This is a genomic window from Pedobacter sp. (genome assembly GCF_965279535.1).
Taxonomy (GTDB): Bacteria; Bacteroidota; Bacteroidia; order Sphingobacteriales; family Sphingobacteriaceae; genus Pedobacter.
In genome coordinates, this window is sequence record NZ_OZ257244.1 from 2,003,609 (window position 1) to 2,018,934 (window position 15,326).

Annotated in this window: 9 protein-coding genes; 1 reads left to right on the plus strand and 8 read right to left on the minus strand. The window is 38.9% G+C overall.

Annotation, left to right across the window (positions count from 1 at the left end; translation table 11 throughout):
• Nucleotides 1–25: 25 nt before the first annotated feature.
• From ACQY77_RS07960 to ACQY77_RS07980, 5 genes are all read right to left on the minus strand, one after another.
• Nucleotides 26–1,471: a sulfatase gene (locus ACQY77_RS07960; protein ID WP_421938509.1), complete on the minus strand. Its 1,446-nt coding sequence runs from the start codon at nucleotides 1,469–1,471 to the stop codon at nucleotides 26–28.
• Nucleotides 1,472–1,551: 80 nt separating this feature from the next.
• Nucleotides 1,552–5,682 carry a two-component regulator propeller domain-containing protein gene (locus tag ACQY77_RS07965; RefSeq protein ID WP_421938508.1) on the minus strand — a complete coding sequence of 1,377 codons (4,131 nt, stop codon included), beginning with the start codon at nucleotides 5,680–5,682 and terminating at the stop codon, nucleotides 1,552–1,554.
• A gap of 572 nt (nucleotides 5,683–6,254) precedes the next feature.
• Complete coding sequence (locus ACQY77_RS07970) at nucleotides 6,255–7,121, minus strand: DUF808 domain-containing protein (protein ID WP_421938507.1); 867 nt, start codon at nucleotides 7,119–7,121, stop codon at nucleotides 6,255–6,257.
• 108 nt (nucleotides 7,122–7,229) lie between these two features.
• The gene (locus tag ACQY77_RS07975; protein WP_421938506.1) at nucleotides 7,230–7,817 is read right to left on the minus strand and encodes a GNAT family N-acetyltransferase; all 588 of its coding nucleotides are present in this window, start codon (nucleotides 7,815–7,817) and stop codon (nucleotides 7,230–7,232) included.
• On the minus strand, nucleotides 7,814–8,683 hold the full coding sequence (locus tag ACQY77_RS07980) for an alpha/beta fold hydrolase (RefSeq protein WP_421938505.1): 870 nt from the start codon (nucleotides 8,681–8,683) through the stop codon (nucleotides 7,814–7,816). Before ACQY77_RS07980 ends, ACQY77_RS07975 begins: the two co-directional genes overlap by 4 nt.
• Nucleotides 8,684–9,581: 898 nt before the next feature.
• Here ACQY77_RS07980 and ACQY77_RS07985 point away from each other — a divergent pair.
• Nucleotides 9,582–9,815, plus strand: coding sequence for a helix-turn-helix transcriptional regulator (locus ACQY77_RS07985; protein ID WP_428430126.1), 234 nt, complete (start codon nucleotides 9,582–9,584; stop codon nucleotides 9,813–9,815).
• A 35-nt stretch (nucleotides 9,816–9,850) separates the two neighbouring features.
• Here the strand turns inward: ACQY77_RS07985 and ACQY77_RS07990 are convergent, their stop codons facing one another.
• The 3 genes from ACQY77_RS07990 to ACQY77_RS08000 all read right to left on the minus strand — a co-directional run bounded on the left by ACQY77_RS07990 (nucleotide 9,851) and on the right by ACQY77_RS08000 (nucleotide 15,219).
• Nucleotides 9,851–10,360, minus strand: coding sequence for a hypothetical protein (locus ACQY77_RS07990; protein ID WP_421938503.1), 510 nt, complete (start codon nucleotides 10,358–10,360; stop codon nucleotides 9,851–9,853).
• Between the two features lie 2 nt (nucleotides 10,361–10,362).
• On the minus strand, nucleotides 10,363–10,977 hold the full coding sequence (locus tag ACQY77_RS07995; RefSeq protein WP_421938502.1) for a hypothetical protein: 615 nt from the start codon (nucleotides 10,975–10,977) through the stop codon (nucleotides 10,363–10,365).
• 513 nt (nucleotides 10,978–11,490) lie between these two features.
• Nucleotides 11,491–15,219 carry a tetratricopeptide repeat protein gene (locus tag ACQY77_RS08000; RefSeq protein WP_421938501.1) on the minus strand — a complete coding sequence of 1,243 codons (3,729 nt, stop codon included), beginning with the start codon at nucleotides 15,217–15,219 and terminating at the stop codon, nucleotides 11,491–11,493.
• Nucleotides 15,220–15,326: the final 107 nt, after the last annotated feature.

The following is a 15,326-nucleotide window of genomic DNA, read 5'->3' on the forward strand; positions in this document are numbered from 1 at the left end:
TTAATGGTATAGGTTATTTGATTATTTATGGATACAGTCTTTCCATGGCCCGTCCTTTGGTTTCCATCCGGTGTTTCATGATTTGGTTCTTTCCCCCGTAAGTGCTGCCCCAGTGTGGTTTATCCAGGTTTTTCTCCCATTGACTAAGACTTCTCAACATTTCTCTAACTATCCTGGGGTATTTGTCCGACAGATCAGTTGTTTCGGACAGGTCTTTTTCCAGATCGAATAACAGCACATGCTGTACCTGGTTTTCTATAACGCGAATGAGCTTCCAATTTCCTTTGCGCATTGCCGCAGCAACGCCACGGCGCCAAAATAATACTTCATGAGGTGCTTTGTTATTCCCTGCTTTCAAATAAGGAATTAAATTTAAACCATCTAAAGGGAGCAATCCCTTTTGGCTTCCGTTGATGGCTGAAAGAGCTGTTGGTAAGATATCTAAAGCACTTACCGGATGGCGGTAAACAAAGCCTGGCGAAATATGTTCTGGCCAGTTCATCATCATCGCCACACGGATTCCACCCTCCCATTTAGCGCCCTTCATGCCCCTCAATACTCCATTGTCAGATGAATTGGTCGTTGCACCGCCATTATCGTTAATAAAAACAATAAGCGTATTTTTATCAAGCCCGAGTTGCTTCAAACTGCTTATTAATTTGCCTACATTATCATCTAGTGAAGTCATCATGGCTGCATAAGCTCTGCGGCCACTATCGGGAATATGGGCATAAAGGGTCATTAAATCCTGCTTTGCGTTCATAGGGGTGTGCACGGCATTGTAAGCGAGATACATAAAAAAGGGCTTTTCTTTATTCTCCTGAATAAAGCGGGTAGCCCGGTCGGTAAGCATATCGGTGAGATAAGTAACTTTATCTTCAGGAACCGCTTCACGATTATCATACAGCACATTTTCCCGCTTAGGTTTCGTTTTATAGGCAAAAAAATCTCTTTGTCCGCCAGTAAAACCATAAAATTCATCAAACCCCCTGTTTAAAGGAAAATGATGGGGTTCATCGCCCTGATGCCATTTGCCAATGGCGATTGTTCGGTAGCCATTGGCTTTCATCTCATTGCCAATGGTTTGCTCTTTTACGTCCATGCCCACATCGGCCAGGGTATATCCGGTTGAAACTTGAGTAGAAGTATTATGTTCGAAACCAAAACGCTGCTGATAGCGACCTGTTAGCAGACCAGCCCTTGAAGGTGCACAAACTGAGGCTGAAACATAGGCGTCGGTAAACCGGACACCTCCTTCGGCAATAGCATCGATATGGGGCGTGGGAATTTCCTTTCCACCATAACAACCAAAATCAGCATATCCGGCATCATCGCTTACAATAACGATTACATTGGTTTTAGCTGTTTGCTGTGCAATGAGCGATTTGCCCGACATCAAAAACATCATAACCAGCATAGCGGTAATTAATCCGGAGCAGTCAGAAGATCGACTTTTAATATAATTTTGCATATTCAATCTTTGTGTTCACCTGTTTCAATCAGGAGTTCAAATATTCAATTTAACCGATATAAAAAGGGTGAAAGATTGGTTTAAAAAGGGGGATTAATCTGTTTTTGCTGATATTCTGAAGGTGAAAAGCCAAATTGCTTTCTAAACTCCTTGCTAAAATACTTCCGGTCACTAAATCCTACAGCATAAGCTACTTCAGCAATATTGAGCTGCCTGTCATCGAGTAGTTGTGCTGCTCTTTTCAGGCGTTGAGATTTTATAAAATCAGAGATGGTTAGCCCGGTTAGCGCTTTGATCTTTTTATAGAGTACCGTTTGGCTCATGCCGATATGATCTACGAGACTTCCCACATTGAAATCCGGATCTTCCATATGATCTTCGATTAGCTGCATCAGCTTGTTTAAAAACTTCTCATCTGGAGAAATGCTTTCCAGTTTACGTGGATGGAGCATAATTTGCCTGATGTATTTTTGTTTGAGCTCTTCACGCCCCTGCAAAAGGTTTCTAATGCTGAGTTCCAGTACCTGGATGCTGAATGGTTTGGTAATGTATACATCTGCTCCGGCTTCAAGTCCGTCAACCTGATGCAGTTGTGAGGCCATGGCGGTGAGCATAATTACCGGGATATGGCTGGTGGTTTCCTCCTGTTTTAACCGCTGGCAAAGCTCAAAACCGTTTAACTCCGGCATGGTTACATCGCTCACTACAATATCAGGAACATGCTCCATAGCTACCGCCAAACCCTTTAATCCGTTTTCACTTTCCAGAACATAATAAGTTTGATGCAGCGATTGAACAATAAAATCACGGAGCTCATCATTATCTTCTACCACCAAAACCGTATGCTTTTTTTCAAAATCGTTCTCCATAAGGAAGGTTTTAGCAGGTAGCTGTGTTTCTATAGCCAGAGATCTGGCTATCCGCTCTCCTCCAAAATCCTTCAGAACCTGTTCGGCTTCAAAATGATCCTGACCCAACAGGAGACTAACCCTAAGTACCGTAAGCCCAGATCCTCCATCAATACCTTGCTTACTGTAAACACTAATTTCACCTTTATGTAAATCCAGAATATTTTTAGCCAGGGCCAATCCAATCCCCCAACCCTCGGTATGAACACCACCAGATTTAACCTGGAAGAAATTGGCAAAAATTTTATCCTGCACAGTTATTGGGATGCCAATGCCGGTATCTGTTATGGTAACAACAGCTTTACCAGCTTCCTGCTTAACATTTAATGATATTTTTCCATGATCGGGTGTAAATTTAAAAGCATTGGAAAGGATGTTATAAAATACTTTTTCCAGTTGGCCTGGATCATAAAAGACATTTACTGCCTCTTCTTCGCATTCGAATTGATAATCGATATGTTTCATCTCGGCAAGGCCAAGGTAAGATTGATAGATTTGCCTGCAAAGTAGAACAATATCATTCTGGCTCACCATAACACTGGCATTTCCACTCTCTATCTTTCTAAAATCCAGCAGCTCGCTAATCAGCCTGAGCAACCTATCAGCACTGCGCTTGATATGCTGCAACTGATGATTAACAGTGTCGTTTTCAGCAGTCATTCTGATTACCTTCTCCAGCGGAGCGAAAATAAGCGTTAATGGTGTACGGATTTCGTGCGATATACGGGTAAAGAAATCCAGTTTCATCTGATAAAGCTCTTGCTGACGTTCACTGTTCAGGTGCTCATAATACAGCTCCGTTTCCAGCTTTTGCTGCCTGCGGGTAAAACGAAGCACAAAATATAATACCAGGCTTCCGGCAACGAAGTATAACAAGTAGGCCCACCAGGTTAACCACCATGGAGGTAGTATCCTGATTTCCATCACTGAAGGACGATTGTTCCACAAACCATCATTATTACTTCCTTTTACCAGTAACTTATATTTTCCTGAAGGAAGATTGGTATAGGTTGCAGCCGGAATATCAACATAATTCCAGTCTTTCTCAAAGCCTTCTAATTTATATGCGTACTGATTGCGCTGTGGCTGAATGTAGTTAAGTGCCAAAAATCCGATTGAAAAGATATTCTGATCGGCCCTAAAAGTAATGGATTTGGTGAAACTGATATCCTGTGTTAAAAGTCCATCGGGTCCGTCAATGGTTACAGGCTTATTAAACAGCTTTAGTTCAGAGAAAACGGTTTGGGGCTTATAGGCATTTTCTCTGATTTCTCTGGGGGTAAATACAACCAGGCCGTTGTAACTTCCGAAATACAGTTTGCCTTGTCTATCCTTGTAGGCGGAGTTCACATTAAACTCGTTAGTGGGCAAACCATCACCGGTATTGTAATTTTTAAATGATTTGCGTTTGCGATCAAATTTACTCAGTCCGCGATCTGTGCTCATCCATAAGTTACCATCATTGTCTTCTAACAAATCGATAATATTATTACTGGCCAGCCCGTTTTTGCGTGTGTAAGTGATGAAAGATTTTTGAGGAGACTGGTAGCTGCTTAATCCGCCGCGCATTGTGCCGATCCAGATTGTGCCCTGATGATCTTCCAGTATACAAGTAATCTGGTTGGATCTAAGGCTATCAGGATGTTGATCATTTTGAAAAAAGACATTAAATCCAGTTGCCCCCCGAGCAAGCAGATTCAACCCTCTTGGCGTTCCTACCCAGAGATTTTTCTTCGTGTCCTGATAGGCGAACCTGATATAACTGCTGCTGAGCCTCAGGACTTGATTTGGATTATCGCTAACCACCTCGAAAGTTTCCTTCTCAGGATCGAAAATATTTAAGCCTTTTGATGACGTACCTAAGAGTAATCTTCCACGATCGTCTTCGGCGATACTGCTTACGTAGCCCTGAGTTAAACCCTTTGGGCTTGGCGGATAGTGTTTAAATTTACCGGTTGAGGGAATAAAAAGTTCCAGCCCACCCTGATAAAGCCCTACCCATATTCTTCCTTTGCTATCGTTAAAAATCGCCTTAATCGTATTGTTACTCAAACTCCCCGGATCACGGGGATCGTTCACATACTTTTTAAATGTACCAGTTTTTACATTATAATAGTTTAACCCCTGTCCTTCGGTTCCAATCCACAGGTTCTGCGCATTATCAGCTTCAATAACACTGCTGATATCACTGCTAATACTGTTGCTGTATTTGCTGTATTTAAGTACGGTAAAGGGGATAGTATTGCGATGGGTAACATTTACTCCTCCAAACATGGTCCCGATCCATACTGAGCCGTGATTGTCCTGATAAATCTCCTTGATAGAATTGTCGCTCAAACTTTTACGGTTATCAGAATCGTGTTTAAAAGTTGTAAAATGCAGTGAAGCGACATCCAGAATATTTAAACCATTCATTGTGGCTATCCACAAGTTGCCTTTTCCATCCGGTGTAATTTTGCGTATAATGTCATTGCTCAGGCCATCAGTACGCAATATGTTATACCTGAAGCGCCTGAAAGAACCCGATTCGGGGATAAAAAGATTTAAACCTTCAGATTCTGAACCAACCCATATCCTCCCCTTTCCATCTTCGGCAATGCTGCGGATTGAATTCCCGCTAAGGCTACTGCCATCCTGGGCATTGTGATAAAAAGAACTGATGTGAATTTTACCATTTGTAAACGTGAGCCTGCTTAATCCTGTGGTTGTACCCACCCAGATATTCGCTTTACTGTCTTCAAAAATGGTGTAAACCGAATTTCCGGCAAGCCCATCTTTTTGATAAATTCTTTTAAACTTTCGCGTTCTGGGATTATCCAATACGCTCAGCCCATCATTGGTACCGAACCAGATTTTCCCCTTGCTGTCTGCATGGATAGAAAGAATAATTTTGTTGCTCAGTCCATTGGGATCCTTTGGGTTAAAGCGGACCCTTTCAAAAGCATCTTTTTCAGGAATATAGCGGTTAAGGCCATTTTGCGTACCAATCCACAGATTTTGCTCATGATCCTCCTCCAGCGCATAAATATAATCTTCGGTACTAATGGAACTCGGATTATTGGGGTCTGTACGATAAATCTTTACTTCTTTTCCATCATATCTATTCAGGCAATCGCGGGTTCCAAACCACATGTAACCACGGCTATCCTTGCAAATGCTTAATACGGTACTTTGAGAAAGACCATTATTTACAGATAGGTGATCAAATGAAAGCTGCCCAAAGGAGGCTTTTACCAAGAACACCAAAATGATGTTCAGCATCAGCCTTAAAGCTAATTTTTGATTGGTTAGTAGGTTTCTCATTCAGATTTAGCGATAAAAATAAAAAATTTCCTGATTTAAAGGCTACATACCAATTTTAGCACGGGAGCTGGTTTCTAAAGTAGAAATTTGGGATGAAAAAGCAAAAGGCATTTTGATATTAGCCAGCATAGAAAAGTAATGCTGGTAACATCCGTCAACCTGCAATACCTTATCAAACTAATCAAACCTTTTGTATTTTTATAAATGGATGTAAATCTGTCCATAAGATTTATCCATCAGCGAACTTTTAATTCCTGGCTATTCGTAATCCTATCAATTACTTAATCCAAATTTGAAAAAATTGAGCAAGAAAAAAGGGGTAGAAATTAATTTATCTGGGGGTAATAATTGGTCATTATTGGAGTCCGAATCTGTTCATCCCTACTCTCAAATTTAGAACACCGGGAATACAATATGATTTTGCTATTGGTATCCTGGTGCATCACAGAAAAACTGTAAACCTGATATACGTTTTAACAAAAAATCAGGATAATAAAATTGCCACGAAGCAATTGTTTTATTGAAAAATTATTAACCGGCCAATATGTTTTCAGATAAGGCAAAGAATAATATCATTTTCTAAACAGTGAAATCAACCACTTAAACAATACCACAACGCCCACTACGAGTATTCCCGCAACCAAACCAACACCAAATTCTGTAATCATAGCCGGAATGCTTGGAAAAAGATGATGCAGAAATCCGATATTGTGAACAAAAATGCCCCCTGCAACTAATAATAGTGCAATTGTTCCTACTACACTTAATATTCTGATGATAAAAGGAAGGGCTTTAACCAATAGGTTTCCTAACGAAGCAAAAAATCCCTTCCCATTTGAACGCTTAATCAGTTTAAAACCCGTATCGTCCATTCTTACAATAATCGCTACAATACCGTATACACCCACAGTGGCAAGTATCGCAACCAACGATACGGTAACAATCTGAATCGTAAGACTTTTATCCAAAACGGTTCCAAGAGCGATGATGACAATTTCGACTGAAAGGATAAAATCGGTGGTTATTGCCGAACGAACCTTCGTTTTCTCCATCGAAGCTTCATCCTCCAGTTTTTCTACAGCTGGCACTGTTTCTTTAACAGGGTGAGGGAAAAAGTATTCAACAATCTTTTCAGCCCCCTCATAAGCCAGGTAAAGCCCACCCAATACCAGCACTACTTTAATAGCAATCGGAAAGAAAGCACTGAGCAGTAGTGCAATGGGGACAATAATGAGTTTATTGAGAAATGATCCCTTGGTAATGGCCCATAAAACGGGTAATTCTCTTGAAGAAAGAAATCCCGTAGCCTTCTCTGCATTAACCGCAAGATCATCTCCGAGTATTCCTGCGGTTTTCTTTGTAGCCAGTTTTGCGGTCACGGCTACATCATCCATAAGTGCAGCAATATCATCTAAAATCGCAAAGAAGCCTGAAGCCATAGTATAAAATTTAAGTACAAGTAAAAATTAAAAAAGGATATCATGTGATTCTGTTCTAAACCCCAATCTATCTAAATAGTTTGGAGGAAAATCCGTGTTTATCAGAAATTACGCAAAAGTATCCATTCCATCACGCTTAAAAAAGTAAAGTTTATAATTCAGACTCAGGTCATCATAAAGCTTAAATCCAAATCGCTTATACCAGGGAATATTATCAATCATGGAGGTTTCTAAATAGACGGGCAGCCCTTTTGCCTCTGCATGAGCAATTACTTCCAGCAATAACTCACTGCCAAGCCCTTTTCCCTGATGCCTGGGATCAACACCAATAAACCACAGATAACACATGGGTTCTTTAGACCTTTTTAGCCTAATCATAGATTCCCTTCTTAAAGCCTTTCCAATTCCAAAAATACCTATTGCGTGTAAAATGAGTTTAAGGTCCAGGAGGATAGATTTGAGTGTGGTTTTCTTTAATTGTGGATACAAAATCAATGCGCATGCCTTTTCATCGTCGGAAAGCCAGACTTCTCCAAAATCCTGACAAATTTCTAATGAATAGCGCATAAGTGCAGCCCTTCGCCAGGGCGTATTCCGATGGGCAGAAAGAATGAAATCAACACTTTGGTTAACCTCAAAAGCATCCGTAAGGATTCCAACTATTTTGGCGTAACTTTCAGGGCTTGCTTTTTTCATGGTTTAAATTTACTGCCATTTACACACTTCATTACAAAAGCGATCATCTTTTCATCCATTAATGGTGTTTGTACATTGCCAAAATTGCCATGTCCCCCATCTTTAACAATATACAATTCAACAGCATTGCCGTTCCTTTTAAGCTTATCATAAAGGACAATAGACTGTTCTACCGGAACTGTCTTGTCTTTATCTCCATGAATGAATAAAACCGGGATTTTTTTAGAATAGACATAATTGATGGGCGACAAAGACTTCAGAAAAGTGGTATCCTGTTGGCGGCTGGCCGCCCAGGCAGCAAATATCCCACCTGGTTTACTTACCGAATCCCAATGGAGTAAATCTGTAGGGCCATATTTACTTATAATTCCAGCTATGCTGATCTTTTCTTTACTACAATTGCCAGTAAAAACGGGAGCGGGACTTTGCAAACCCAACATCAGTGCCAGATGCGCGCCTGCTGACCCACCCATTACAATAATCTTCTTTTTATCAATACCGAACTGATCGGCGTGACTAACAAGGTATTGTAAGGCACAATATACATCCTCTATCGCTGCCGGGGCAGGCGCCTGGCCGGCAAGTCTGTACTCAATATTGGCTACACCAAAGCCGTTTTTCAGAAAAACACTGAACTTATCATACTCAGCCTCCTTTTTTCCATGGATCCATCCCCCACCATGAATATACACGATCAGGGGCTTCTTTTCTTTGGATACAGCGATGTAAAGGTCGAGCTTCCCTTGCCATCCATTTATTTCTTTATAAACCAGATCCTTTTCTACCCTGATGTTTTCTGAAACAGCTTGCGCGAATGAGCACATCCAATAAGTACAGAAAAATGCAATGAGATAGATGATTTTCATGGTTAGCAGCTGGTCAAATAGGCTGAGGCTAAAATAAGTAATATTGCACTTAAAAATAATAAAGACTTGCAAAATGCTTCATTACTTAACATTTGAAGCTGGCTGGGAATGGTGAAAAAATTGCCCGCGGAGTATCTTCTCCGCGGGCCATGAGCGCATAAATTCTGGTCCGGTATTTACCGTGACCTAGTTGAGCCACAGCAGGGCTCTGATGCTTTCGGTAAGCCGCTCACAAAATGCTAAGATCCAAGTCCCCCTAAAAGTACCTTTAATGAAACACTACTTTCAGCTGAACATCCTTCCGGGCCAGTGGCCGCATATCTGGTTATGCCAATCTGGCCTACCAAAAATGAAGGGTGCATGAAAACATTCACACACCCCCTGTCATCACCTCATTGTTTAAATGAAGATCTTTATAACCATTTGTAAACCAAATGGCTCTTTATCAAGCAGGCTTTGCAGCTGTTCATACTCCGTTTCCGCTTGCAATAAATTATTGTTTTGTTAATAATAAACGACAATTAAAAAACATCACCATCTCAATGACATCTTCTATAGCTATCGCTTAACTTTTTTAAAGATATGTACTGTTTATGGAAGTTAAGGGTAAGGTTTTAATGAAAAGGTAATCTGATGCTGATTTCCTCCATTGCCTGTTTGGTACACTTACCATTCATTAATCCGATTAATTCCCCATTAAAGAACTTTTATCCGATCAGTTTTTTTATTCAGGCTACACGTTAGTTAATTAAAAAAATAATTAAACAAATATAAAATTAATATTCAAGTGTACTAATTAATAAATAAGTGTTTAATCATAAATTTTAGTTATATTTATTAATATATACGTGTAATGATCCTTTATATCAGTAATTTATCAATTATTACATTTGCTGTAATGAACAGCAAAAGGATACATTACAACCGGATCAAGAGTGTTTTGGTTGATAAAAAAAAGTCGAGTAAGGTACTAGCTGAACATTTAAAAACCACACCACAAACCGTGTCCAACTGGTGTACTAATTTGCGACAACCCTCGATTCCTCAACTATTTACCATAGCTAAATTTTTAAATGTAAGAATCATGGACCTATTGGTGGAAGATGCAGAGATCACCGCTGGAGCAGCCTGATATTTTAGCAACAGCTATTGGAAACTTATGAAGCATCATATAATGCGACCGTATTCAAAATGAACCTTGTTTTTTTCCAGAAAAGTGATCAGCTGTGGTGTAAAAGCCGCCAACTCCTGGATATAGCCTCTCCCCATCCCCATGTTGATACAATTGAAACGATAACCGTCTTTGAAGGCGAGATGAAAGGCAACATTTTGGAATCGCACGGCAGCAATTTGCTCTGCATTGTAACGCTTTAACAGCTCGTCATGCTCCGAGCTCAGGGTAAGATAACTGCCATAAAGGTCTAGCTTTGCATAGTTTGTTGCCTTTACCAATAATAACCAACCCAGCAGAGCCCAGGGAATAAAAAGTACAATTAAAAGAACCAAAACAGATATTTTAGCCGGATTAATGCCGATAAATTCTTCGATCCATTCTTGAAAAATAAATGCACAAACGACACTGATGAGATAACCGGCAAACACGATTGAGGCGACACCAAGCGATCTCCCCATCGCTACAGGTAATCTGAACCTGATAGAAGTTTGAGGATGCTCCATAGTTAATATAATACCAGGATTAAATGAAAGATAAAAACAATTAAAAAGAGTCGCACATAAACCTTATTATCCTGAAATTTAACCAATGCGGTGCTAAAAACCAAAATATTGATAATCATTACTGCGAAAAGCACCCACAATCCAATCTGTTCCTGCAATACATACCGAAGTACCTCTGCCTGATAAGACAGCTTGCTTTCTCCTTCAGAAGCCAATCGTAATCCGATATAGGGGATAGATGCTTGATGATCAATAGCATCTTTTAAGGTATAAAAATAAGCCCTACGCTCGGCCTCAGATTTTAAGCGTGGATTTAACCAGTATAAGTCTTTAGATACGGTTCCCTCAGGAGGATCCTGATAGATTGATTTGATTTTGTTACTGACCAGAAAACTCACCATTCCAGAAAAAGTGCCTTCTAAATAGGGTTGGAATGACTTTAACCTGTGCCTGTACAATACATCTGATTTTGCCCCGGCACTTATCCGTCTGGACTCGATTAATGTTCCGCTTCTGAATACCAGGCTCCTTTCCAGATCGTGCTTTTCAATCAGTATAATGACCAATAGTACAAAAGGAATAGCCAGGGATATAAGGGCAGCTAATTTAAACCTCATCTTGTATAACTGTTATGTCATTTCCTGCAGCAGTTGCTTCGTTATTTATTGAATTCTGTAGCTTTTTATGATCGTTTGCCATAGGCCAATGTGATTCCGACCTGATTACATCCAACTATATATTTGTTTCGATTTCCTTAGCAATATTAGAGCCATATTTTCTGCTAAAGCATTTCATAATCCCTTTTAATATTGATCAATTATTATTGGTTCTAAATTGGTAGTAATCCGTGGGGAGCAGATATTCTAGATGTATTTGGAACACCTTGGCATATCATGAGTACTGAATCCCTAGCCAATACGGTCCGGTCATTGCAAGACTTGCCCAACTCTGATACCTGAAATATAAAACCGGTGATTGGTTTGCGAACCAGTCAAATTAGATATTGAACCAGCGGGACTTCAGAAATTTATTTGATTGATGAATCTTATTTCGACTGAAAACATTTGGACCATTTCGCAACAAAGGTCCATATTTTTAAATATGAACCTTTGTATTTGAAGCCTTAATGCTTATTTCATTGCCAATTGCTGATCATCAGCCTCAGCCATTTCCTTGTAAAAGGCTTTAAACTGTTCAATTTTATCTAATGGTACATAATCCTTTTTTAATGAGAAACTTCGTTTTAAAACCAGTTTATTACCTTTTTGTACGCTTTCAACTTTAAAATCGACAAAATCGTTGCTCAACTGAACCGCTTTAAAAGGCTGAACCATTGATTTACCTTCAGGGAGTTCGAGTGATAATTCCTGATCGGATGCATCCACCCCAAAAAGTTGGGTAAGGTCTATCCCAAATTTTCTTGGTGAAACAATCTGTAGCGCATTAGCATAAGATTTGTTCGACCATGGAATAGAGAATATCGACATACCGGCAACACTTTTGCTTACATTAACCAATTTGTAAGCACTCTCTGTTGCTACTGTATCTGAAGTAGATTTCGCAGCATCTAAGTTGGTGAATTTAAGGCTATAAATCTCATTTTCTGAATAAATACCGGTTAATTGCTCTTTCATTTTTTTAATCTGATCGGCAGTACTCAAATCGTTGAAAATACTTCTTAAATAACTGGTCATAGAGCCGGTATTCCAGTTAATTTCCTTTACTGTCATATCAGCATTTTCCAGTTTAACCTCAGTTTTATAGCCCATAACATTCTTACCTCTTATGCCTGGATTAAACTTGGTTAAGGTTGCAGCGGTTTTATTAATTTCGAGAATATTAGATCCTAAAAAAGTATTACTAAAGGTATTAAAGGGCAATGTTCCGGAAGTAAGTTCTACCCAATAATCTTTACCTTCTACCGTAGCCTTTGCAATGCAGTGATTAAACTCTATACTTGGAAGGAGGAGTGTATTTTGTCCCCGGTCTCTGGTATTTGCTAAAGCCAGGCTCGCATTTATACCTGCTTCTTTACACATCGTTACAAAAAGTGTCGATACATCTTTACAGTCACCAATCCTGGTATTAATTACCGTAGCTGGATTTTGTGGTACTATACCGCTTTGCCTGAAGGTTACTGAACTGTAGGCAATATTAGTTGTAATGTAGTTATAAATCATTTTTACTTTGGTTAAAGGATCTAAATTTCCTTTTCCGGCAAAAAGTTCTTTAACAATGGTTTTGATTTCATAACTGCTTCTGGCTTTTGCCGATGCAATATTTTCATACCATTCGGAAATAAATTTCCAATCGGGAATAGATGAAAGATAAAGCATATTGGTTACGTCGTCCATTGGAGGCATTTTATCTTCATAACGCAAAGCCTCCTGTTTGTTCTTACTCCACACGTATAAATCAAACTCGTCTTTAGCAGTCTTTACAGGTGCAATATCCTGTTGAGAGAAGACATATTTAAAGGCTTTATCCCGATGAACCAATAGTGAATATTTGATATTTAAATTATCTAAACCATCACTGAAGTAGAAAGAATCCCAGAAATGACTGGACATTGAACCAACATGGAAATTTTCCAGCTTATACCTGATGTTCACCACATCACCAACCTCAAGATTGGTAAAAACAACTTCATTGTTATTGGTTTCCGCAGGAACTTTTGTTCCATTTGCTTTAATTACCTCTGCAACTTCAATATTCAGATTCTGATCATTGTTATAAGGAATAGTATATTCTTTAAAACTATCTAAACCAGTCTGAGAAAGCACTTTAGCTGTAAAAAAGCGTTTTTCTTCAGAACCACCATTTTGATAAACCACCTTTTGTACTTCATTATTTAATACCACAATTTGTGCATCCGGATATTCAGTTTTAGATGGCGCAGCAGCAATCAAAGCTTTTGTATCCGCTTTTTCAAAATAATCAAATACAGGCTTTTTCTCCTGAAGGGTTCTCAATGCCTGAATAACATCATAATTGTTCGGATTAATCTGCAAACTCTTTTCGTATGCCTTGATACTCTTTTCTTTTTGCTTATTGGCATTATAAAGCACCCCTAGCTGACTATAAACAAAAGCATTGTTGGGATCGATTTCCAATACGTTTAAATATAATTTTTCTGCCTCATCATATTTTTCCAGACCATAGTAAACGCCGGCCAGGTCTGTATAAACAGAGAAACCAATCGGATCTTCTTTCAGTTCTTTCTTATATAAATTTACACCAGCGTCTGTTTCTCCTTTATCCAGGTGCATTTTTGCCACGTACTTAACCGCCTTATAATCATTATTTTCATTGATATACTTATGCAGGATATCCATTGCATTTGGATTTTTTCTGATTTGATTCTCAATGATATATTTTAAATTAACAATATCCGGAGAGTTTTGATGCAGCGGATAAACACGCTCAATAAGCGTTATAATTTCAGGTTGTTTTTTTTCCTGACTGAGTACATTGATTTTTTTGAGTAATACGTTTAAATCTTCACCATAATTTTTCTCCAACCTGGAAATAATTTCACTGGCATGCGCATAGTCTGCTTGCTGGTAGTATTCACTGTATAATAACTCCAAAGCTAAAGAAGATTCCGGATCATGGGTTTTAATTTCTTCCTTGAGCGTTTCAATGCCTGTCCGGTTATCAGCCTTTACAAACAAATCAATCATCATCTGATTTAAATAGGTACTTTGAGGAAAACGCTTTTTTAAAGGCTCAAGAATCAATCTTGCATCAAATACATTACCTAATCGAAGATAAAGCTTCGCCAACATTAACTGGTTTAAATAGCTTTGTGGTTTTGCTTTTAATGCTTCTTCAAAATATTTAAATTCAATGGGTTTTACCAGATCCACTTTTCCACCGGTTTCCCTGGTATAAGGTTGAGGTTTGCTTGTAGAGGTAATATTGCTTATCGGATTTCCGTTAGCATCTGTTAAGCGCAATAAAAAATTAGACCTTCCGGCATAGCTTTCGCCAATTTGAACAAGAATGCGGTTATAACCTTTATTTAATTTAACTGTTGAAATATAGGCATCAATGTCATTATTGCGTTCTTCGGGTTCGCTGATTAACAATTGATCGTTTACCCATACCTTTACCGATCCGGAAACGCCAATTCTTAACTGGGCCACCGTATTGTCGGCTGCACTTACAAAAGTTTGTGCAAATTGCAATGCATTTTCATAAGTGTTATAGTAAGTAAAATCGAACCATTTATCGTGTCGGATGTAAGGAACAGTCCTCCAGCTAAACTTTCTATTTCTTTTGCCTGTAAAAACATATTCCAGTTCCGGGTGTTCCAAAACATCGTTATATATTTTATCGAAACCACTGGTCGAAATATTTTCATATTCACCGGTAATTAACCAGTTTTCTATCTCGCCAATTTGATTGTAGTATTTATCTGCCTCATCATATTGCTTCTTTTCTTCATAATGGGCACCTATTCTGGATAGTGCCAGCGCTTTTAATGTTCCATCAGCACCTTTTGCCTGGGCAATTTTTTGGTAAAAAGCCAGCTGCTCTGCTGTTTTTAATCTGGAAGCATTGTTGGGTAAATCACTCCACACGGCAACCAGAAAGGGTTGTGGATTTTTTGAACTGTTATTAAGTTTATTCAGGTAGGCAAAGCCTTCCTGATCTGGCCTGTCCATTTCTGATAGCATGGACAATGCAATGTTTGCTTCATCAGCATAATTGGGTTTTAATGCTGCTTTTGTAAAAAAATCACGTGCTGCTACACGATTATTCTTGAAAAAATATTCCCAGCCGGGATTTAAGCTGGTCTGCGCCTGAACGGCCGAATAAAACAGCAATGAGAGAATTAATAGTTTGGTTTTCATTTTGTAATTATATAAAAAAAACCAAACTCAATCAATGCGATTTTAGCTAATATTTTCAAAAAATGAATTATTAATCAGACAACAAATCCCGATATATCCATTTTAAG

Excerpts from the sequence above, each read along its gene's own strand:
- ACQY77_RS07980 (WP_421938505.1), bottom strand. The coding sequence starts at position 8,683 with ATGAAAATCATCTATCTCATTGCATTTTTCTGTACTTATTGGATGTGC.
- ACQY77_RS07985 (WP_428430126.1), top strand. The coding sequence starts at position 9,582 with ATGAACAGCAAAAGGATACATTACAACCGGATCAAGAGTGTTTTGGTT.
- ACQY77_RS07965 (WP_421938508.1), bottom strand. The coding sequence starts at position 5,682 with ATGAGAAACCTACTAACCAATCAAAAATTAGCTTTAAGGCTGATGCTG.
- ACQY77_RS07990 (WP_421938503.1), bottom strand. The coding sequence starts at position 10,360 with ATGGAGCATCCTCAAACTTCTATCAGGTTCAGATTACCTGTAGCGATG.
- ACQY77_RS07960 (WP_421938509.1), bottom strand. The coding sequence starts at position 1,471 with ATGCAAAATTATATTAAAAGTCGATCTTCTGACTGCTCCGGATTAATT.
- ACQY77_RS07975 (WP_421938506.1), bottom strand. The coding sequence starts at position 7,817 with ATGAAAAAAGCAAGCCCTGAAAGTTACGCCAAAATAGTTGGAATCCTT.
- ACQY77_RS08000 (WP_421938501.1), bottom strand. The coding sequence starts at position 15,219 with ATGAAAACCAAACTATTAATTCTCTCATTGCTGTTTTATTCGGCCGTT.
- ACQY77_RS07995 (WP_421938502.1), bottom strand. The coding sequence starts at position 10,977 with ATGAGGTTTAAATTAGCTGCCCTTATATCCCTGGCTATTCCTTTTGTA.
- ACQY77_RS07970 (WP_421938507.1), bottom strand. The coding sequence starts at position 7,121 with ATGGCTTCAGGCTTCTTTGCGATTTTAGATGATATTGCTGCACTTATG.